Source organism: Niveispirillum sp. FG148 (assembly GCF_057809655.1).
Window position 1 is genome coordinate 1 of record NZ_JBMDKJ010000006.1, and the last position, 20,672, is coordinate 20,672.

The 20,672-nt window shown below is 65.3% G+C and carries 19 protein-coding genes, 1 tRNA gene and 1 rRNA gene; 7 read left to right on the top strand and 14 right to left on the bottom strand.

What is annotated here, in order from left to right; translation table 11 throughout:
- Nucleotides 1–162: 162 nt before the first annotated feature.
- Both rrf and ACODTW_RS08190 read left to right on the top strand, forming a co-directional pair.
- Nucleotides 163–277, top strand: a 5S ribosomal RNA gene (gene rrf, locus ACODTW_RS08185).
- Nucleotides 278–374: 97 nt separating this feature from the next.
- A tRNA-Met gene (locus tag ACODTW_RS08190) sits at nt 375–451 on the top strand.
- 118 nt (nt 452–569) lie between these two features.
- On the opposite strand, the gene ACODTW_RS08195 is transcribed toward ACODTW_RS08190, so the two are convergent.
- Nucleotides 570–1,730: a cytochrome P450 gene (locus ACODTW_RS08195; protein WP_488945479.1), complete on the bottom strand. Its 1,161-nt coding sequence runs from the start codon at nt 1,728–1,730 to the stop codon at nt 570–572.
- A gap of 145 nt (nt 1,731–1,875) precedes the next feature.
- On the opposite strand from ACODTW_RS08195, the gene ACODTW_RS08200 reads away from it, so the two are divergent.
- Nucleotides 1,876–2,331: an Lrp/AsnC family transcriptional regulator gene (locus tag ACODTW_RS08200; RefSeq protein ID WP_488945480.1), complete on the top strand. Its 456-nt coding sequence runs from the start codon at nt 1,876–1,878 to the stop codon at nt 2,329–2,331.
- Between the two features lie 82 nt (nt 2,332–2,413).
- Here the strand turns inward: ACODTW_RS08200 and ACODTW_RS08205 are convergent, their stop codons facing one another.
- From ACODTW_RS08205 to ACODTW_RS08245, 9 genes are all read right to left on the bottom strand, one after another.
- Complete coding sequence (locus ACODTW_RS08205) at nt 2,414–3,994, bottom strand: HD domain-containing phosphohydrolase (RefSeq protein WP_488945481.1); 1,581 nt, start codon at nt 3,992–3,994, stop codon at nt 2,414–2,416.
- Complete coding sequence (locus ACODTW_RS08210) at nt 3,991–5,577, bottom strand: HD domain-containing phosphohydrolase (RefSeq protein WP_488945482.1); 1,587 nt, start codon at nt 5,575–5,577, stop codon at nt 3,991–3,993. Before ACODTW_RS08210 ends, ACODTW_RS08205 begins: the two co-directional genes overlap by 4 nt.
- 158 nt (nt 5,578–5,735) lie before the next feature.
- A complete protein-coding gene (locus tag ACODTW_RS08215) occupies nt 5,736–6,923 on the bottom strand; it encodes an ABC transporter permease (protein ID WP_488945483.1) in 1,188 nt (395 codons plus the stop codon).
- A 16-nt stretch (nt 6,924–6,939) separates the two neighbouring features.
- Complete coding sequence (locus ACODTW_RS08220) at nt 6,940–8,097, bottom strand: ABC transporter permease (protein ID WP_488945484.1); 1,158 nt, start codon at nt 8,095–8,097, stop codon at nt 6,940–6,942.
- On the bottom strand, nt 8,094–8,783 hold the full coding sequence (locus ACODTW_RS08225) for an ABC transporter ATP-binding protein (protein ID WP_488945485.1): 690 nt from the start codon (nt 8,781–8,783) through the stop codon (nt 8,094–8,096). The genes ACODTW_RS08220 and ACODTW_RS08225 overlap by 4 nt, the downstream gene beginning before the upstream one ends.
- A gap of 69 nt (nt 8,784–8,852) precedes the next feature.
- On the bottom strand, nt 8,853–9,890 hold the full coding sequence (locus tag ACODTW_RS08230) for an efflux RND transporter periplasmic adaptor subunit (RefSeq protein ID WP_488945486.1): 1,038 nt from the start codon (nt 9,888–9,890) through the stop codon (nt 8,853–8,855).
- Nucleotides 9,891–10,196: 306 nt separating this feature from the next.
- Nucleotides 10,197–10,655, bottom strand: a complete 459-nt coding sequence (locus tag ACODTW_RS08235; protein WP_488945487.1) for a GNAT family N-acetyltransferase — start codon at nt 10,653–10,655, stop codon at nt 10,197–10,199.
- Between the two features lie 119 nt (nt 10,656–10,774).
- Nucleotides 10,775–12,349 carry an ABC transporter substrate-binding protein gene (locus ACODTW_RS08240; protein ID WP_488945488.1) on the bottom strand — a complete coding sequence of 525 codons (1,575 nt, stop codon included), beginning with the start codon at nt 12,347–12,349 and terminating at the stop codon, nt 10,775–10,777.
- Nucleotides 12,350–12,354: 5 nt separating this feature from the next.
- Entirely contained in the window at nt 12,355–12,822 is a 468-nt protein-coding gene (locus ACODTW_RS08245; RefSeq protein WP_488945489.1) for a GNAT family N-acetyltransferase, read from the bottom strand.
- A gap of 285 nt (nt 12,823–13,107) precedes the next feature.
- Here ACODTW_RS08245 and ACODTW_RS08250 point away from each other — a divergent pair, with 285 nt between their 5' ends.
- Nucleotides 13,108–13,776: a glutathione S-transferase family protein gene (locus ACODTW_RS08250; RefSeq protein WP_488945490.1), complete on the top strand. Its 669-nt coding sequence runs from the start codon at nt 13,108–13,110 to the stop codon at nt 13,774–13,776.
- A 101-nt stretch (nt 13,777–13,877) separates the two neighbouring features.
- Nucleotides 13,878–14,579: a hypothetical protein gene (locus ACODTW_RS08255; protein WP_488945491.1), complete on the top strand. Its 702-nt coding sequence runs from the start codon at nt 13,878–13,880 to the stop codon at nt 14,577–14,579.
- A 105-nt stretch (nt 14,580–14,684) separates the two neighbouring features.
- Here ACODTW_RS08255 and ACODTW_RS08260 read toward each other — a convergent pair whose 3' ends face one another.
- The gene (locus ACODTW_RS08260; protein WP_488945492.1) at nt 14,685–15,971 is read right to left on the bottom strand and encodes a DUF445 domain-containing protein; all 1,287 of its coding nucleotides are present in this window, start codon (nt 15,969–15,971) and stop codon (nt 14,685–14,687) included.
- A 41-nt stretch (nt 15,972–16,012) separates the two neighbouring features.
- Entirely contained in the window at nt 16,013–16,936 is a 924-nt protein-coding gene (locus tag ACODTW_RS08265; RefSeq protein ID WP_488945493.1) for an SDR family oxidoreductase, read from the bottom strand.
- Between the two features lie 51 nt (nt 16,937–16,987).
- Between ACODTW_RS08265 and ACODTW_RS08270 the strand changes: the two genes are divergently transcribed.
- Nucleotides 16,988–17,800 (top strand): hypothetical protein, encoded by an 813-nt coding sequence (locus tag ACODTW_RS08270; RefSeq protein WP_488945494.1) that lies wholly within the window; start codon nt 16,988–16,990, stop codon nt 17,798–17,800.
- Nucleotides 17,801–17,827: 27 nt separating this feature from the next.
- Here ACODTW_RS08270 and ACODTW_RS08275 read toward each other — a convergent pair whose 3' ends face one another.
- A complete protein-coding gene (locus ACODTW_RS08275) occupies nt 17,828–18,553 on the bottom strand; it encodes a proteasome-type protease (protein WP_488945495.1) in 726 nt (241 codons plus the stop codon).
- 344 nt (nt 18,554–18,897) lie between these two features.
- Here ACODTW_RS08275 and ACODTW_RS08280 point away from each other — a divergent pair, with 344 nt between their 5' ends.
- Complete coding sequence (locus ACODTW_RS08280) at nt 18,898–19,761, top strand: phasin family protein (protein WP_488945496.1); 864 nt, start codon at nt 18,898–18,900, stop codon at nt 19,759–19,761.
- A 101-nt stretch (nt 19,762–19,862) separates the two neighbouring features.
- Here the strand turns inward: ACODTW_RS08280 and dapB are convergent, their stop codons facing one another.
- The gene (gene dapB, locus ACODTW_RS08285) at nt 19,863–20,660 is read right to left on the bottom strand and encodes a 4-hydroxy-tetrahydrodipicolinate reductase (RefSeq protein WP_488945497.1); all 798 of its coding nucleotides are present in this window, start codon (nt 20,658–20,660) and stop codon (nt 19,863–19,865) included.
- Nucleotides 20,661–20,672: the final 12 nt, after the last annotated feature.

Sequence of the window (20,672 nt, forward strand, 5' to 3'; positions counted from 1 at the left end):
CGCAGCAATGCGTGAAGCTTAGCCTTACTAATCGCTCGTCCGGCTTGATCCACTTACCATCCACAAGATGGTGCCGCTCACGCGCAGCGGCAAACCCACACACATCAATCACTACATCAGCACACCATCACACCTCACAAAACCAACCCTGTTACGCGCCGACCTGGTGGTCATAGCGAGGGCCCCCCACCCGATCCCATCCCGAACTCGGCCGTGAAACCCCTCTGCGCCAATGGTACTTTGTCTCAAGACACGGGAGAGTAGGTCGCCGCCAGGTCCGCCCGTAACAGGTATAAACTTCACGAAATCCAACAACACAAACGCCGCCCACATTGGGCGGCGTTCCCTTTTCCACCGGCTCAACGCCGGTCTGACGCGGGGTGGAGCAGCCCGGTAGCTCGTCAGGCTCATAACCTGAAGGCCGCAGGTTCAAATCCTGCCCCCGCATCCAACAAAACGCCGCCAGATCAATGGTCTAGCGGCGTTTTGCCTTTCCGGGACGCGTACGCACCGCAAGGCGTGGAAGCACAGTTGGATACGCGGGTTGGGCAAATGCCACCCTTTGCGGGTCAGGGCACGCGCCAGGACAGGGTCAGTTGCCGCGGCTGACGAAACTCATAACCTTCGGGTGGCGTGGTCGCATCATTATCGACCGACAGTGACGGCAACATCTCCAGCAAGCGGGCCAGCGCGATGCGCGCCTCTGCCTGCGCCAGCCGGAAACCCAGGCACAGGTGTGCCCCCGTGGCGAAACCCAGATGCGCCGAAGGATTCCGCCGGTTGATATTGAAACAAGCCGGCTCAGGGAAGACCGACGGGTCATGATTGGCCGCCGCCAGCATGCAATTGACGATCGCCCCTTCCGGCAGGGCGATGCCCTTATAGATCGTATCCGTGACGACATGACGCGTGGCTGACTGCACCGGCCCCAGCCAGCGCATGGTTTCGTCCAGGACGCGGGGGATCAGGCCCGGATCGGCGCGTACATGGTCAAAGATCAAGGGGTGCTGCGACAGGGCCCACAGGCTGTTCAGGATCAGCGCTTCGACCGTCGAAATGCCACCGAAGAAGATGATGGACAGGTTCCGCCTTATCTCCTCATCGTCCAGCGCGCGCGCAGCCTCGCTGGACAGAATCTCGGCCAGGACAGAGGACCCGGTCCCGGCCCGGGCCGCCGCCATCTCCCCGGCCAGATAATCGTGCAATTCGGTCACGTTGCCCTGTGCCCGCGCCTCGATATCCGGATCGCGGCCGAAGTTGGCCAGCGCCGCCTCGAAACTGTCGTACCAGGCGCGTAGGCGCGGCTCGGCGGCGATATCAAGACCAAAGCACAGCAGGATGGTCTGGATGGGCAGCCGGCTGGCCAGGGCACTGCGCAGTTCCACGCGGCCCGCGGCGGCGAAGCCGGCGATCAGCGCCACCGTCGCGGCGTCGATTTCCGTTTCCAGACGCTGACGGATATTGGGCGGCATGAAGATGGGTTGCAGGGCACGGCGATAGCGGCGCTGATCGGCACCTTCGGATGTCAGCATCTGTGTGCCGAAGGTGCGCTGGATGATGGAATGGTCGGAAACGGTGGTGAAACGCGCCGTGTCCATGATGATGTCCCGCACATCCTCATACCGGGTGGCCATCCACATGCCGAGCCCCGGGACCCAGACCAAAGGCGCCTGTTCCCGGCAGGCCGCATAGAAGGGATAGGGATTGCGCGCCAAGTCTTCCAGCTCCATCCGGGCCCTCCCGCATTTCCGATGTCATTGACTGCTCTGAAGGATATCGTCGGACCTGCGGGGGAAGTCACCCGATTGCAGACAGAAAGACCTATTCTGTGACACAATTAGTCAGAAATAGGCTGAATCGTGATGGAGAGAGCCGATGATCGATGCGGAGGGGCGCAAAATCCTTCAGGAACTGCTGAAGGACGGACGCGTGTCGAATGTCGATCTGTCGAAACGGGTGACCATGTCCGAATCCTCCTGCCTGCGCCGCACCCGCGCACTGGAAGAGGATGGTGTGATTGCGGGTTACCGCGCCGTGGTGCGACCGGAAAAGCTGGGCTATGCGGTGTCGGCCTTCGTCCTGGTCAATCTGGATCAACGGGTGGAGACGCAGACCCAGGCCTTTCAGAATCTGGTCGGGCGCGACCCGCGCATCGCCGGTGGCGCCGCCATCACGGGCGCCCATGATGTCATCCTGCATGTACATGTACGCGACATGGATGATCTCAGCCACCTGACCATGGACACCATCCTGCAACTGCCCAGCGTGCGGGATATCTCCACCTGCATCGTCATGCGGGAGCTGAAGGAAGACAAGGGGCCGCGGCTATAGCCGGCAGCCGGCCGGAGACAGACGCCCCGGCGGAACCGATTCGGCCGGCCGCATCGGTGCCTCCAATCACGGCGCCTTGATTTCAGCCGGCGGCACGACGTCCGGGCTGCATGAGGTTGGGGGTGAAGCCGTTCTTCTCGACCACACGACAGCAGGCGTCCACGGCCTGGGGGTCGAGTTTGCTGCCGCTAAGGCGGCGGATCTCTGCCAAGGCCTCATTCAATCCCATTGCGGGGCGGTAAGGGCGATCGGAAGAGATGGACTCGACGATGTCGGCCACGGTCAGGATACGGGCCTCCAACAGGATCTCCGATCCTTTCAGACCGTGGGGATAGCCCGATCCGTCCAGATATTCATGGTGTTGCCGGGCAATCTCGGCGATGGGCCAGGGGAATGGCACCTTGCTCAGCAACTGGTAGCCCACTTCCGGATGCCGCTTGATCAGCGCGAATTCCGCCTTGTTGAGCCGGGCCGGCTTGGTCAGGATTTCTGCGGGCACTTCGATCTTGCCGAGATCATGCACCGCCGCCGCCAGACCCAGTGCATGCAGACGCTCCGCATCCAGGCCCATTTCCCGCCCGATGGCCACGGCCAGCATGCTGACATGCTTCTGATGGCCGGCGGTATAGGGATCGCGCTGTTCAAGGACGCCGGCAATGGCCCCCAGCGCATCTTCCAGCGCCTGCCGCAGCGCGGCTTCCTGTTCGGCCTGCTGTTGAAGAAATAGCTGGTTGGCCTTGGCTGTGCGTCGGGATTCCACACCAAACATCAGCGTGGCGGCGAATTCCTGGAACAGGTCCATCTCTTCATGCCCGAAGGCATCGGCCGTGGCGCTGTAGATGCTCATCACGCCGACAACCTGGCCATCCAGGACCAGGGGCATGCCCAATGACGATGCGATGCCGTAACAATCCGCCCGCGTCCGCCAGGGCAGGAAACGCGGATCGGTCGAGGCATGGTTGTTGACCACCGGATGGCGTTCCCGCGCGGCCCGGCCTGCCGGACCATCGCCCAGGGGGCCGGGCGCCCAGGAGACGCGCAGCCCATCCGTATATGCCTTGGCAGAGCCGGCACTGGCCACGACGCGCAAGGTCCGCTCCGCGTCAAATTCGCACCAGCCGATCCAGCACAGGGGATATTCATTCCCCATGGTCACGGCCTCGCACACCGTCTGGAGCAGCTCTTCCTCCGTGCCGGCCTGGACCACGGCACCGCTGGCGCGATGCAGGGCCGCCAATGTCCATTCCCGGCGGCGCAGCCTTTCGGTCACGTCACGTTCCGCCGTGATGTCGTCGAAACTGACGACGACGCCGACGGTGTTGCCTTCCTGGTCGCGCAGCGGCCGTTTGCTGGTGCGCAGCCAGGCAGGCTTACCCTCCCGCACATAGGGTTCCTCGAACACCACGTCCAGCCCTTCGGCCATGACGCGGATGTCGTCGGCACGATAGCGGCTGGCCAGATGAGCGGGGTACAGGTCCTCGTCCCGTTTGCCGACGATGGTGTCGATCGGCAGCCCCAGATCCCGCGCCACGGCCTGGTTGCAGGCGAGATAGACGGAATTGAGGTCCTTGATGATGATGCGCTGGGGAATGTCATTCAGGACGGCGCTCAGCAGCACATGGTCTGGAAGACCGTCAACGCCGGAAAGGGGCTTTTCGCTCATCGGCCGCCATCCATGGGAATGAATTCGGGGTAGCCTTCCTGCTCTATCAGCCCGACACAGGCCTGCACGACGGTGGCGTCGTAACAGGTACCGGACAGCCGGCGCAGCTCGCCCACCGCATAGGCCTGGTCATGGGCCCGACGGAAGGGGCGGTGGGACAGCATGGCCACCAGACTATCGGCGACCCGCAGGATCCGGGCCTCCAGCAGGATGTCCTCTCCCGTCAGTCCCTGGGGATAGCCGCTGCCATCCACATTTTCATGATGCTGGCGGACGATATCGGCCACGGCCCACGGCAGCTGGACATCGCGCAGGATTTCGAAGCCCGCCTCTGGATGCAGTTTCACCAGTTCGAACTCCTCGCTGGTCAGGGCCCGGGGACGGTTCAGGATTTCGGCGGGGGTCTGGATCTGCCCGACATTCTGGACAGTCGCCGCCAGCCACAAACCCCGCAACCGTTCCGATCCCAGGCCCAGCAGACGGCCCAGCCGCATCGACAGGTCGCGCACATGCCGGGCATGGGACCGCGCCATGAGATCGCGTGAGTTCAAGGCGGCGGCAAGAACATCGATGGTCTGTTCCAGGGCCCGGGTCAGGGCCGCGTTCTTCGCTGACAGTTCCTGTTCCGCCCGTCGACGCTCCGTGATGTCGCGCATGAAGGCGATGATATAGTCACCCGACGCGTCATAAACAGCATTCACCTCCACCGGCCAGATTTCGCCGCTGGCTGTCCGGTGATCGGTTTCATAGATCATGTGGCCCACCGCCTTGATCCCGGCCGCCTGGGTCAGCCAGTGCGTGGGCGACGGGTCCGGCTTCAGGTCCCAGAGATGCAGTGACTTGATCGCCTGAAGGCTGTAGCCCGCGCGGCGGGCATAGGCCTCGCTGGCATCCAGGATCGAGCCGTCGGCCCCGATCTTCACGATGAATTCGACCGGGCTGGTGGCCAGGCCGTGCTCCAGCGCCAGACGTTCCAGTTCCACAACGGCACGGGCCTGCTGGCCGATCTGCCGGTCCAGCTGCAGGGCCATCAGCCAGCCGAACAGCAAGGTGGCGCTCAACTGCACGGCAAAGATCGTTGGGCCCAGGGTGGTAAGCAGATTAAAACCGGTCACGCCGGGGGCGACGAACAGCATTTCCCCCGCTGTCACCGTGCCTGTGACCGTGCCCATGATGAAAAGCGGCCAGAAGCCCTGGGGCAGGCCCGGCACAATCCACCGGGATACGGCAATGGCCGCCAGAAGATTGCAGGCGATGTTGGCCATATCGGCCGTGGGGACGGTGTCGCCGGATGCCAGGCGTACCAGGATGGCCGTCACGGCGGTCAGCAGGCCGTAGCGGGCGCCCCCGAACAGGACGGTCAGGCCTATTGCCGCACCGCGCAGATCCAGCGCGGCCATGGCGGGTCCATCGATATGGTAGGACATGGCGCCGATCGTCAGCAGGACCGTCAGCACATCGCGCAGTACGGCCCGCGCGGGCACTGCCACGTAATTTTCGATCAGGCGGTCGGAGGCCAGATAGAAGACAAACAATGTCAGAGTGATGCCACCCCCGGAAAGAATGGCCGTGAACAATTCCATGATAGAGCCCCGGTCCCCATGCCCCGGCGGAAAAGAGGCAACGCAATTATGTGTTTATCGATCCTTTACGATGATTAACAGCTAAGCAAAAGCATATGCCCCGCCAGTGGCGGCCCGGACACGACCGGCGGGGCATGGTCGGACCCGATCAGGCGACCTCAGGCCTGACTGAAGGCTGCGGCAATGGGCAGTCGGGCGGCCCGCAAGGCCGGGAAGAAGCCCCCGATCAACCCGACCAGCAGGGCCAGGATGATGCCCTGCATCACCAGGGCCGGCGTCAGGCTGAAGCTGAACACGATCTGGGTGAAACCTTCGCCCAGGGTCGAGGTGCTGAACCCGTCGAACAGCAGATAGGTGATGACGGCACCGAACAGGCCGCCGATCATCGACAGGACCAGGCTTTCCAGCAGGGTGGCGATGAAGGAAGGGAAGCCGCCGAAGCCCAGGCAGCGCAGGGTGGCAATCTCCCGCGAGCGGGACGCGACGGAGCTGTACATGGTGTTGAGCGCCCCGGCCAGTGCGCCCAGCGCCATGGCAATGGCCAAAGGCCAGCCGGCATTCCGGATCAGCTTGATCGTGTTCGACGACTGGCCGGCGAAGAAGCCCTTTTCCGACGCGACGGACAGTTTCAGGCGCGGCTCGTTCTCCACATAGGTGCGCAGGGCGTCGATCGCGTCCTTGTTCTCCAGCCGCACGCGCACGGTCTGGAAGCTGTTGCCACGGCGGAACATGCTCTGCACCACCGTCACATCGCCCCACAGCTCGCTTTCGAACACGGCGCCATGCATGGAGAAGGTGCCGACGACCGTCCAGGTGGCCGTGCCCAGCTTCACCTCCTTGCCCAGTTCGAACCCGGCGAATTCGCGTGTCAGGCCTTCGCCCACCACGATCTCGTTGCTGCCGGGGGCAAACATGCGGCCCTGGGTGATGACCAGCCCGTCGCGCAGGCCCGGCCCGTCGGCACCGATGCCGCGCATGGGCAGGTTGGCCTTCAGCCCCGTCGACCGCTTGATGCCGTCGACGATGACATAGAGTTCGGCGGACAGCAGCGGATTGCCGTCGGGCTTGCGCACGATGCCCGGTGCCTCGCCGATCAGGCGTACCTGATCCAGCATGAGCACGGAGTTGATCTCCTGCTGCGAACCGTCGCGCAGCAGGATGGCGATATTGTCGGAGCCCGACCCGCTGATGGTCCGCTGGAAGCCCGCGGCCATGGCCAGGAAGGACAGCAGCACGCCCACGACCAGGGCCACGGCCACGATGGTGGACAGGGATGGCAGCAGCCGCTGTGGCAGGCTTTTCAGGTTGATGGTGGTGACGGCGACGATCTGGTTCAGGATGCGCATGGCGTGATCCCCCCTCTCACTGCCGCCCCAGGGCGGTGACGATGTTGAGCCGCAATGCGTTCCAGGCCGGCACCAGACCGGTGACCAGACCCAGCCCCAGCATGATGGCGATGCCCAGCAGCAGATAGGGCAGGCTCAGTTCCAGGCCTGGTATGCCGATGGATTTCTTCAGGACGGAAAGCAGCACGGCAGCCAGCCCCAGGGCAGGCAGGGCGCCCAGCGCCGACAGCATGACCGATTCCCCCAGCACCAGCTTGAAGATGCGGCCTGACGGGAACCCCAGCGTCTTCATCACGCCGATCTCCCGCGTGCGCTCGCGCACCGCCATGACCATGGTGTTGCCGACGATCATCAGGATGGTGACGAAGGCGGCTCCCACCACCATGGTGATGATCAGGCTGATATTGCCCAACTGGGCCGCGAAGGCCTGGCTGAAGGCCTTTTCCGTGTCGGTGGACGTCTCCGCCGGGGAATTGGCGAACATCTCATCGATGGTCTTGGCGATCTTCATGTTCAGCGATTTGTCCGCCGTTTCCAGGATGACATAGCCGATGGTGTTCTGGCCAAAGGTCACGGACTCGCTGAAATACTCATAATGGAACAGGGCGAAGTCGGTATTCGCCTCCTCCCGTGCCGGTTCCATGATGCCGGCGATGGTGAATTCCCAGGACTGCTTGCCCGTGTTCTTGTTGGTGTAGATGTTGGAATTCAACGGGATGCGGTCGCCGACCTTCCAGCCGTTCTTTTCCGCGAACTTGCGCCCGACCAGCAGGCCCGTGCGGTCGGCCAGGAAGGCAGCGCGCTGTTCCGCCGGCAGCCTGATGTCGCTGGCATAGACGTCCAGATAGGATTCCGCATCGATGGCGAAGGTCATCACCAGGTTCTTGGGATCCTGGTAATAGCCGCCGAACCAGTTGGCGTGGCTGGCGCGCACCACCCCCTCCACCCCGCGGATGCGGCTGATATAGGCCAGTGGCATGGGCTGGGTGAAATTGATCTTGTTGACGGTGACCAGCCGGTTTTCCCCGGCAGAGCCGCCGATATTGTCGAAGCCGTTCTGGATGCCGGCCAGCACACCGAAGATCAGGAAGGCGAAAAAGATCGCCACGATCATCAGGATGGCCCGCAGCTTCTTGGAGAACAGGTTCGCCAGGATCAGGGAGAAGTCGGTCATGCCGCCACCTCCTGTTCCACGAACCGGCCCTTGTCCAGATGCAGGACGCGGTTGGCATACCGGGCGGCTTCCGGATCGTGGGTGACCATGATGATGGTCTTGCCCAACTCGCGGTTCAGCAATTGCAGCATCGACAGGATTTCGTCCGCGGTCTTGCGGTCCAGGTCGCCCGTCGGCTCGTCGCAGAGCAGCATGGCGGGGTCGGCGACGATGGCGCGGGCGATGGCCACGCGTTGCTGCTGACCGCCCGACATTTCGCTGGGGAAGTGCCGGGCGCGGTCGGCCAGGCCGACGATCTTCAGCGCCGCTTCCACCCGTTTGCGCCGGTCGCCGGCCCCCAGCCGGGTCAGCAGCAGCGGCAGCTCGACATTGCGGGCCGCGTTCAGCATGGGCATCAGGTTGTAGAACTGGAAGATGAAGCCGACATTGGCGGCCCGCCAGGCCGACAATTGCCCCTCGCTCATCTTGTCCAGCCGCTGCCCGGCAAAGCTCAGTTCGCCCGCCGTGGGCCGGTCGATGCCGCCCAGCAGGTTCAGCAAGGTGGTCTTGCCCGACCCGCTGGGACCCATGATGGCGATGAAGTCCCCCGTCTCGATCTGCATGTCGAGATGGTCGAAGATCGTGATCGTCTCACGCCCCTTCACGAAGCGTTTGGCGGCTTTCTTGATGGTGATCAGTGCGGTCATGGCTGCTGTTCCCCCAATTGCCGGCCATTCCCGGGCCGGGATCGCTGTTCGGTATTGCCGCGGCCCTGATCAGCCGGCGGGCTTGGCGTCCAGGAAGGTGACCTTGGCCCCCATGTCGGGCAAGACGCGGCCGTCGCGCTCGGCCAGCGCGATGCGGACCTTGATCGTGGCCTTGTCCCGGTTGGCGCGCGGCACCACGGCGATGACGCTGGCCGGGATTTTCCAGTCGGGATAGGCGTCCAGGATGGCCTCTACCTTCTGCCCGGCGCGGACGCGGCCGATATTGGCCTCATTCACATCCACTTCGATCTCCAGGCTGGCCATGTCGACCAGGGTACAGACGCCGGTACGGGTGAAGCCGCCGGATGACATGGGGGAGATGATCTCCCCCGGCTGGGCATTTTTGTCGATGACGACGCCATCGAAGGGCGCGCGGATGATATGGCGGTCCACCGTCTCCGTCTGCCGGTCGACGGAGATCCGGGCGATCTCCACGTCGGCCCTGGCGCCCTTGATCTGGGCGCGCAGGGTTTCGGCGCGCGCCTGGGCGCGGGTCAATTCCGCTTCCGACGCGTTGGCGGCCTTGGACAGGGAGGAGGTGCGCTGCAGCACCCGTTCGGCATCCTTCAGGTCGGCGCCCAGGCCCTCGATATGGGCCTGGGCGGAGGCGACGCGGGCCTTGGCCAGATCCAGATCGATGCTGGCGAGCGTGGAATCGAGCCGTGCCAGTTCCTGGCCCTTGGTTACCACCATGCCTTCATCCACCAGCACATCCTGCACCCGGCCCGTCAGCTCAGCCGATACGGTGGCGGTGCGGCGGGCAACGACATAGCCCGACGCGACCAGACCGCCTGCGGGGCGCGGGGCCGCCACCGCCGGCATGCCGGTCCCGGCCGGGCCGGTATTGCCGGCGGTGGCCGACGTGGCGGGCGGCAGGGCCGGAGGTGCCATGAACTGCGTGACGATCACGGCGACGACGGCACCGACGCCGACCAGTGCCAGCAGGCTTACCGTCCACAGTCGGGCAGGGCGCGGTGGTGACACTTCCGTCATCGCCGTGCGGTCGATCTTCAGCGAATTCAGCAGGTCCCGTTTATCGTCCATCATATCCCGTCCAATATTCCATCCGGCGCCTTGGCCATCGCCGGCATCCCCCGGAATGGCAGGCGCGCCGGTCGGGGCATCAGGATGGAGCGGATTGGATTTTTGGAAAGGGGCCGCGGATTGCACCTGTCAATACGCGAAACCGGCACCGGCCTTCGTGAAACCTGCATCTCCATCCTGGCAGCCCCCCGGCTCCCCGGATGCGGCGACCCTAACATGGTTAGCGCTATTTAACAAAACCATGCGCCGGCCCGGAACGATCGCAAGCCAACTTTCGCGCAATCACTGGGATGGCAGGGTGAATGAAACTCAGCCCGATATTTTCATCGTGTAGCGGACAAGCGAATCAGGTGCGCCGATGACCTTGTCGTAAAGGGCACGGGCAGCAGTATTGTTCTGCCATGTTGTCCAATAGACACGCGACCAGCCATTTTCCCGGGCCATGTCGAAAATTCGGTTCAGCATGGCCATGCCGATGCCGCGGCGCCGATATTCCGGCGCGATGAACATATCTTCCAGATAGCAGAAGGGCTGCAGCGACCAGGTATTGGCGTGAAGGATCAGGTGGCAGAAACCAACCCCCTGCCCTTCGGCATTGCGGGCAATCAGCCCGCGCATGGTGGAGGCCGGATCCAGCATCCGGGCCCAGACGATATCCGTGGTCAGCGGCGCGACATTCACGTCGTAGCGGGTCAGGTACCGGGCCCAATGGCGACGCCAGTCCGCCTCATCCTCAGGGACGGGTGGGGCGATGGTGTATTCCGCCATGGCCACTTGCTCCCTTGATCGCTTCGGAAATTCGGAACGCGAATACTGCTAACATGTGATATTACCGGCTGTCACTACCCGTTATGAGGGAATTGTCGGGTGGCTACAGGGACCTAACGTTATTTGCTGTCGGGGAATATCTCCATCGCCAGTGTCAGGCCATCCACCCGCCCGCCAAAGTGCAGGCCCTGACGGATTGCCCACATCCGACCGGCATGGGCCAGGGGGATCAAGGCCACTTCCTGGTTGGCCAGCAGTGCCAGGCGTCGGATCAGGACGCTGCGTTCGGCCGCGTCGGGGGCCTGCTGCTGAAGCTGCGCGATCAGTTCGTCGGCTTGGGCATTGCTGAAGGCACCGCGATTATAGCTGCCTGGGCCGGTCGATGCCTTGCCGCTGGCCAGCAGGTTCCGGGTCAGCGTGACGAAGTCGCCGGCGAACAGATTGATGGACCCGACATAAAGCTGGAAATCACCGGTGCTGATCCGCTGCACCAGCTGACTTTCCGGCATCGTGACGACGCTGGCCCTCACCCCGACCTGTTGCAGATACCGGGCGATGGCCTGGGCGAAGCGTGCCGCGTAATCCTGCACCAGGATGGTTGTGTCGAAGCCATCGGCGTACCCGGCCGCGCGCAGGAGACGCCGGGCCTGATCGGGATCGAACGGATTATCGATCAGATCCGGCTGATAGCCCTCCATCCCGGCTGGCATCAGCTGTGAGGTCGGCAGGGCGCCGATGGTCAGCGTACGCTCGATGATGGCCGTGCGGTCGATCGCCAGCGACAGGGCCCGCCGCACCCTTGCGCCGGCCAGTGGATTGGCGCTGCCATCGGGGTTCGGCCGCTGGTTCAGCTGCAGCTGGAACGTGCGGGAAATGGGGCCGACCACCAGTTCGATGTCGTCGCGCCCCCGCAAGTAGGCGGCATTCTCCGCCGGCACCATGTCGATAACATCTACCGTGCCGAAGGCCAGGGCACGGCTGCGCCGGGTCGTATCCTGGATTTCCAGGATCTCGACCTGGCTCCACGGTGCCGGTGGTCCCCAATAGCGGGAAAACCGAGTCAGCAGGGCCTTTTCCCCGGCCTGGAAGCGGGTCAGGCGGTAAGGCCCCGTCCCGTCGGCCTGTCCAGGGTCGGTAAAGGGCTGCTGGCTTGTGTCATCACCGCAGCCTGCTGCATTGAACCGTCCCGTCCAGCCCGGCGGCGCATCCATGATCCAGATGCCGACCAGTTGACGCGGCACATCCATGGCCGCCAACTGGGACCGGATCCGCAGGCGATGCGTGCCGATGGCCTCCACGGTCGAGAACTGGCGGACGCTGGCGGCCAGGGGAGAGGACGGCATGCGCAGGATACGGCACAGGCTGTAGACAACGTCATTGGCCTCCAGCCGTCCACCCCGGTGGAACTGCACGCCGTGGCGCAGGTCGAACAGCCAGCTGCCATCGGCCTGTGCGGTCCAGGTGACGGCCAGCCCCGGCTCCAGGTCCAGGTTCGGACGGCGCCCCACCAGCCCTTCATAGATATGGGCCATCAGGTTGCGTGTGGACAGATTGCTGGTGGGGTGGGGATCGACGTAAAGCCCGATGCTCTCCAGTCCCATATGCAGTGTCGCCGGTTCCGATGCGGCCGGCAGCGTCCATCCGGCCAGCGCGGCCAGACATGACAGCAGCAGCAGGAGGCGCCGGTAACCCAATGCGGTCAGTCCCGTTTATTCAGCGGGATTGTGTAACGGACGAAACCGTCGGCACCGCCCGTGACCTTGTCATACAGCATACGGGCCGTGGCATTCGTGCCTTCCGTATGCCAGAAGACTCGGTTCCAGCCGGCGGTGCGGCCCAGTTCCTCCAGATGCCGGATCAGGCTGCGACCCACCCCGCGGCCCCGCGCGGTCTGCGTCGTGAACAGGTCTTCCAGATAGCAGACGGGATCGGCCGACCAGGTGTGGGGATGCAGAACGTAATGGCACAGACCCAGAAGCGTGCCGTCTGCCCCTTCGGCCACCAGACCATTGACGGGAAAGGCCGGGTCCAGGACCCGGGCCCAGAGGGTGGCGGTCACGCGGGCGGGCACCTCTGCCTTGTAGAAGGCGCAGTAATCTGTCCAGAGCCCCAGCCATGCCTGGTGATCCCCCGGCTGGGCCGCGCGTACACGCACAGCATCCGTCATCACATTCTTCCCTCGACAGGGGCCATTGCCGGCCATCACAGGCTCTATCGCATCCTTGCCCGTCACTGTCCATGCGCGTTCCGGTGGCGGGCTTTATCAGCGCGGGTGCCGGTACCGCGCCGGCGTGGGCGGAGCGTCGGAAAACCGGTTGTTCCCAAGCCTCTGCGGTCATTTGTTTCCGCCGGACCCGCTTGTCAGACCCCGGTCCCCTGTGGCACAGCTTTGCAGGCCGGGACCGGCCGCCAGGGGCGTGGCGGCGGCCTGGGCTGCGGGATCGGAAAACTGATGCGGACACTCTTTCACCACCCCCTTTCGGCCTTTTCGCGCAAGGTGCGGGTGGCGCTGGCGGAAAAGCGGCTCGACTTCGCGCTGGAGATCGAAAAGCCCTGGGAGCGGCGGGAAGAGTTCATGCTGCTGAACCCGGCCGGGGAGGTGCCTGTGCTGGTGGAGGGTGATGGCGCCGTCATCGCCGATCAGGTGGCCATCTGCGAATATCTGGAAGATGCCTATCCCGCCCATACGCTGCTGGGCCGCGATGTGCTGCAACGGGCGGAGGTCCGCCGCGTCGTCGCCTGGTTCGACGTGAAGTTCAAGGCCGAGGTGACGGACCTGCTGGTGGGCGAGAAGCTGTTCAAGCGCTTTTCCGGGCAGGGCACGCCGCAGGCCCAGTCCATCCGCGCCGGTCTGGCCAATATCCATTATCATCTGGATTATATCGGCTGGCTGGCCGAACGGCGTACCTGGCTGGCCGGTGACCAGTTCAGCTGGGCCGACATCGCAGCCGCCGCGCAATTGTCCGCCGTGGATTATCTGGGTGACGTGCCCTGGGACGATCATCCGGAGGCCAAGGATTTCTATGCCCGCGTGAAGAGCCGGCCCAGCTTCCGGCCCCTGCTGGCGGACCATCAGCCAGGATTGCCGCCGCCCAAGCATTACGCCGACCTGGATTTCTGATCCTTACCCCATTCTTGTCGCAATTCGGCCGCACCCCGCGGGGTAGGATGAAATTGCAGACGGGGGGATATCTACCCCCTGACAAGAATGGAGAAAATCCCATGCGCCGGTCGTTGGCCATTGCCTGTCTTATCCCCTTCCTGGCCGCCGCCACCCCGTCGGTGTCGGCCCAGGTCGCCCCGCCGCCCGTGACGGACAGCGTGTCGCTGTCGCTGTCGGTGGAAGATTGGGTGAAGACGGAGACGGCCCTGGTCACCCTGGTGGTGGATATCGCCGGCAATGGCAATGGTGGCACCGTGCGCGGCGACACGCTGAAGGCCGTGGCCGGCATCGCCGACAAGGCCGAATGGCGCATCATTGCCATGGTTCCGCAAAGCGACAGCGCCGGGCTGGAACGCTGGCAGGCACAGCTCCAGACCCGCCTGCCGGAAAGCCAGCTGGCCTCCCTGAACGACCGCGCCAAGAAGGCCAGCCGGCCGGGACTGCAGGTGCGGGTGGGCGACATCGCCTTCGACCCGACCCTGGCGGAGACGGAGGCGACCCGTGCCGCCCTGCGCGACAAGCTCTATGCCCAGGTGAATGCTGAACTGAAGCGGCTGAACGCGGCTTTCCCCGGCCGCACCTATCGTGTCGGCCGCATCGACTTCACCGAACAGGGCATTCGTGACATCACGGTCACCGGCGCCCGCGCCAAGCCGATGATGATGGAAGCCGCCGCCCCGATGGCCGATGCCTTGCCGGGCGTGCAGGACAAGCTGATTGTCGGTGCCCGCGTCACCCTGTCGGTCTTCGCGGCGCCATAACCGGGGCGGCGGGCCTTTGCGCCGCTGTTTTCGTCCCCACCAAACCAGCCCCTTGTCAGCAGATTGCCAACCTGCCGGCAAGGGCGCCGCCCGCACGACCGGACCCTATTGGAGCAGGGTGGCCAGCCCGCTGTTCAGCGCGTAAAGCACCCCGCCGATGGCGGCGCCCAGCAGCGTGCCGTTGATGCGGATGAACTGCAGGTCGCGCCCGACCCGCAGTTCCAGGCGCTGGGTGAAGGCATCCACATCCTGTTTCTTCAGGGTGCTGGCCACGAATTCACGGATGGCCTGACGCCAGCGGGGCAAGGCGGCTGTGAAGGCCTGTTCCACGGCCTGGTTCAGCCGGTCGCGGACGGGCGGCTCCTGCATGGCCTCTGCCAGCGATTCGGCGATGCCGTGCAGGGCGCTGCGAATATGGCCATCGGGCCGGTCCAGGTCGGCCAGCGCGGCATCGCGCAGCCCGGCCAGAAGATCATGCAGCAAGGGCCCGGCCGCCCTCGGCCCGACGAACTGACGCAATGCCTCCAGCAGCCGCTGGGCCAGCTCGCTGCCTTCCGCGATTTCGTCGGGCAGGGCGCGCAGCCAGTCGCGCAGCTCCTTGCCGGCCGGCGCATAGGCGCTGCGCAGGTCGAACAGATGGCCCAGGATGGCTTCGTTGATGGTGTCGGCCATGGATTTGTCGATGGAAGACGGCATCCACCAGCGCGATTTCCCCGCCACGGCCGCTTCCACCCGGCCGCGCTGGTTATGGACGAAATGGATCAGCCGGTCCGCCACCTCCTGCAACAGCGGTTGCAGCGCGCTGCTGTCCACGAAATGGCGCAGCGCACCCGCCAGGGCGGGGCGCAGGTCGGCCTGGGCCAGGCCCGCCGCCAGCGCCCGGCCCAGCGCGTCGGCCAGGGGCGTGTCGCCCTGCCGGTTCAGCAGGCCGGGCAGCATGCCTGCCACCAGATCCACCAGCTTGTCCCGGTCAGCGGGATCGGCCAGCAGGCCGGCAATGCGGGCCGCCGGGTCCATGCGCCGCACCTGTTCCACCAGCATGGAAGGTTCCAGGAATTCCCGGTCGATATAGGCGGCGATGCCGTCGGCGATGCGGTCGCGGTTGCGCGGCACCAGGGCCGTGTGCGGGATGGGCAGGCCCAGCGGCCGGCGGAACAGGGCCGTGACCGCGAACCAGTCGGCCAGGCCCCCCACCATGCCGGCCTCTGCCACGGCGCGCAGGGCCGGGGCGATGCTGGCGGGCAGGAAAGGGGCGTGGCTCAACGCCCAGCCGCCGGCTGCCAGCGCCAGGCACGAACCGGCCAGCCAGCGATGCCGGCTGAGATCGGCAGACAGAACGGCGTCCTCATCGGGCACGGCGGCGGGGGGCGGGGTAGGGATGGTGTCGCTCATCCCGCCAGTCTAGCAAGCGCCCCGGAATCCGGCGCGGGGATTTACCGGGCGGTTACAGGATCGATACCATTTGTCTCCGCCGCCAGCTGCGCTGCCAGCCCCTCGCGATAGCTCGGATAGCGCAGGCTGTAGCCAAGATCCTGTTTCAACCTGTCGTTCCGCACCCGCCGGCTGTCGGCATAGAAGCTGGCAGCCATGGGCGACAGGGTCGCGGCATCGAAAGGTTCCAGGGGCGGCGGTGGTACGCCCAGCAGGCCGGCCGCGTAGGCCACCACATCCGCCGCGGGCGCGGGTTCGTCATCCACGACATTGCAGGCCGTGCCCGGATGCGGTCGGGCCATGGAGGCCAGCAGCGCCCCGCCGATATCATCGGCATGAATGCGGCAGAAGACCTGCCCCGGCTTGTCGATGCGCCGGGCCGTACCCGCGCGCAGGGCGTCGATGGCGCTGCGCCCGGGGCCATAGATGCCGGGCAGGCGGAAGATGTGGACGGGGACGGCCCGGTCGCGCCACAGCGACAGCCATCCCGCTTCCGCGCTGACCCGGCGGAGCCCCCGGGTGCCGGTGGTGGCCAGCGGCGATGTCTCGTCCACCCAGCTGCCGTCACTGTTGCCATAGACGCCTGTCGTCGACAGATAGCCGACCCAGCGCAGCAGATGCGCCCGCGCCGCAATGTCGGTCCCGTGCATGTCCAGAACCGGGTCGCCTTCCGCATCCGGCGGCACGGACGACAGCAGGTAGTCCGTGCCGTCCAGGGCTGCGGCGATGTCCTGCAAAGGCTGGCCGCGGTCGAACGTGAAAGCGTCGATCCCCTGCGCCCGCAAAGCCGCCGCCTTGTCGGCGCCCCTTACCGTGCCGGCCACCCGCCAGCCCGCGCCGCGCAGACGGCTGGCCAGGCGCAGGGCCGTGTAACCCAGGCCGAAGATGAACAGGCGCCCGGCGGGCGCGGAAGGCGGGTCGATCATGAAACTTTTGACACTTGCCAGCGTGAAGCGGATGGGGATTTGTAGCGCGTCATGAACCAGCCGCTCAATGCCGCATGCGCTGTCGCCCTGACAGCCCTCGCCCTTCTGGTCCTGCCGCCGCTGGCGCAGGCCGAAGATGGACCCATTTTCGCCAGCCGCACCCATTGCGTGGAACGGGCGGAAGCCCTGCCTGATTTTGCCCTGGCCGAAGCCAAGCTGTGGGAACGCCAGGGCGGGGGTGCCGATGCGCGCCTCTGTCAGGCGCTGGCCCAGATGCTGCGGGGCGATTGGGAGACGGCCGCCCCCCTGCTGGAAGCGTCCGCCACCGAACTGACGCGCGAACCGCTGGTCGCCCGCGCCAACCTGTGGAGCCGGGCGGCAACGGCCTGGTCCAACATCCACAAGAATGACAAGGCAGAGGCTGCCATCGGGCAGGCCCTTGCCCTGACGCCCAAGGACCCGCAGCTGCTGCTGGATCGGGCCATCCTGCGGGCGGGCGCGGAGCGGTACTGGGATGCCGTGGCCGACCTGAACAAGGTGATCGAACATGCGCCCAAGCTGACGGAGGCCTGGCTGCTGCGTGCGCAGGCCTACCATGTGCTGGCCCAGGATTCGAAATCCATGTCCGACGTGGTCCAGGCCCTGCAGCTGTCGCCGCAGAACAGTGAAGCGCTGCTGCTGCGCGGCAATCTCTATGCCGCCAAAAGCGACATGGTCCATGCCAAGCAGGATTGGGAAAGTGTGCGCCGTGTGGCCGCTGGATCGCCGGCCGCTGGCGTCGCGCTGGAGAATCTGAACGCCCTGGACCGGGCCCAGACCGAACAGAAGCGCGAGACCAAAAAGAAGGAGATACCGCCCCGCTGATCAGGGCGGTATCTCCCCACCGTTTCATCACTTCGGCAGCAGCGTGTCCATCCATGGCCCGTTGGGCAGGCGGTTGGCCAGATCGGTGATGTGCTTGTTCCACCAATGGCGCTGTTCGACCAGGTGGTCATAATCGAACTGATCCTCCCGCCATTTGCGGTCGGCCGTGTGATAGGTCAGCAGGTCGATCGGATAGCCCACATCGGCGGAGCTGTAGCGCGTGCTGTCGAAGGACAGATAGGCCAGCTTCAGCGCCATGGTCATGCTGGTATCGTGCTTCAGGGCGCGGTCCAGGATGGGCTTGCCATAGGTGGTGGCGCCGATGGACAGATAGGGCGTGCGCTCGTCCACCTCGATCCAGTTGCCCTCCGGATAGATCAGGAACATGGTCGGTTCCTCATCCTTGGACAATTGGCCGCCGATGATGGCGTGCAGGTTGAACTTCAGGTGCGAGTCTTCCAGCGCTGCCTTGTCCTCAGCCGCGACGGTACGCAGACAGGCGGCAAAGGCGTTGGCCGCGTCCAGCATGGTGGCAAAGGGCTTGGCCTTCTTGGCCGCCATCTCCCGTCGCAGATAGGCCAGCGTCTTGTCGCGCACGCTGCGCAGACCCGACGTCATGACGAAGAACTGTTCCTTGCCGTTCTTGATCAGCGTCACCTTGCGGGCGGCGGTGACCTGCGTGCCGGCCGTGATGCGGCCGTCGGCAAGGGCGATCAGCCCGTCCTTGATCTTGATTCCCAGACAATAGGTCATGGTGGTCCTGGCGCTGGCGGTTGCGGGCGGAAAGGGCCGGCATCCTGTCATCGGGCCGGGTGTTTTGAAAGCCCCAGGGCTGCAATCCCGCCGCGACCACACGACATGTGGAACGCTGCGCGCCCTATCCGTAAGGACAGGTGATATTCGTGTTGCACTGCACAAAAGCGCCTTGACTCTGGTCCATCGTACCGATATAAATCCACCAATGCTGCATTGCAGCACGACCCGGTGGAAAGGGATGGCGGCAGGGTCCGTCACCCATTGGGTCCAGAAATAGCGGCGACCGGTGCCGGGGCTGCGCCTAGCGGACCGGCAACGACAGAGCGCGAAGGAGATAGCAGATGGCAACACGCACGCCGAAAGGGACCGTGACGCGCCCGACATCGACCAAGGCTGTCGTGAAGAAGGCGGCATCCGTTCCCCCGGCCATTGAAGCCGCGGCCATTGAAACCGCACCGGAAGCGGCAGTGCCGGTTGACGCGGCCCCGGCCGTGACGATCCCGGTGGAGGTGCCGGCCCCTGTGGCTGATGTGCCCGTTCCGGTTGCTGTGGCCCCGGTAGAGCCGGTGATCGAGACGCCCGCCGTTGAAGTGCCGGTGGCCGAACCTGTGGCCGAAGCCGTGACGCCCGCCCCCGTGGCGGAGGCGCCGGTGCCGGCGGAAGTTCCCGCGGCCAAGCGCGCCGCCCCGGCGCCCAAGAAATCAGCGGTCCCCCCGGCCGCTGTTCCCGCCACCCCGGCCCCTGCGGCTGCGGCGGTGGCCAAGTCCGCCCCGGAAGTGCCCGTGGCGAAGAATGTTGAACAGGCTATCGCCCAGACCAAGGAAAAGGTGGAAAAGATGAGCAAGCAGGTTTTCGCCACGTTCGAAGATGTCGTCGGCTTCCAGAAGGACAATGTGGAGGCTTTCGTGGCTTCCTCCACGATCCTGACCAAGGGCTTTGAAGCCCTGTCGAAGGAACTGGTTGCCTTCACCCAGGCCCAGTACGAACAGTCCGTCTCCACCGCCAAGGCCCTGATGGCCGTCAAGTCGGTGAAGGAACTGGTCGATCTGCAGACCGAATTCGCCAAGACCTCCTTCGACGCCCTGGTTGCGGAGGCTACCAAGGTCTCCGAAACCGGCATCAAGGTCGCCAACCAGGCCGCCGAGCCGATCACGGCCCGCGTGAACGCCACGGTGGAAAAGCTGTCCAAGCTGAAGGCCGCCTGATCGGCGCCTTCCCCTTGACGGAATGACAAACGGGGTGCCGGCGACGGCGCCCCGTTTCGTTTTTGGGGCCCGGGGTTGTTTACCCCGGGCCCCGGCCCCGGTCACAGCCCCAGCACGTCATCCATGGAATAGAGCCCCGGCGCCTTGCCGCCGGCCCACAGGGCGGCGCGGACGGCGCCGCGGGCGAAGATGGCCCGGCTGCCGGCCTTGTGCGACAGTTCCAGCCGTTCGGCCTCCGTCGCGAAGATGACGGTATGGTCGCCCACCACATCGCCGCCGCGCAGGGTGGCGAAACCGATATCGCCGCGGGTGCGCGCGCCCGTGTGGCCGTCGCGCACGGCATCCTTCACCTCGGCCAGAATGACGCCGCGCCCGTCGGCGGCGGCGCGACCCAATGCCAAGGCGGTGCCGCTGGGCGCGTCGACCTTGTGCTTGTGGTGCATTTCCAGGATTTCGATATCCCAGTCGGGGCCCAGCGTGGCCGCCACCTTGCGCACCAGCCCGGCCAGCAGGGTGACGCCCAGGCTGAAATTGGCGGACACGACCAGGGGGGCCTTGGCGGCGGCTTCGGCCAGCCTTGCATGGTCGTCGGCGGACAGGCCCGTTGTGCCTACGATCAGGGCCGTGCCATGGGCGGCGGCCAGCTCGGCATGGGCCAGCGTCGCGGCGGGGGCGGTGAAATCGATGACGGCATCGCTGGCGGCGAACAGGGCGGCGGCATCATCGGTGATGGCGATGCCCAGCGGGTCGGCGCCCACCAGGGTGCCCAGGTCGCGGCCGATGGTGGCGGCACCCGGCCGTTCAGTGGCGCCGGCCAGGGTCGCCCCCTCTGTCGCCAGCACCTCGCGGATCAGCATCTGCCCCATGCGGCCACCGCCGCCCACGATCCCGATACGCATCGCCCACTCCCG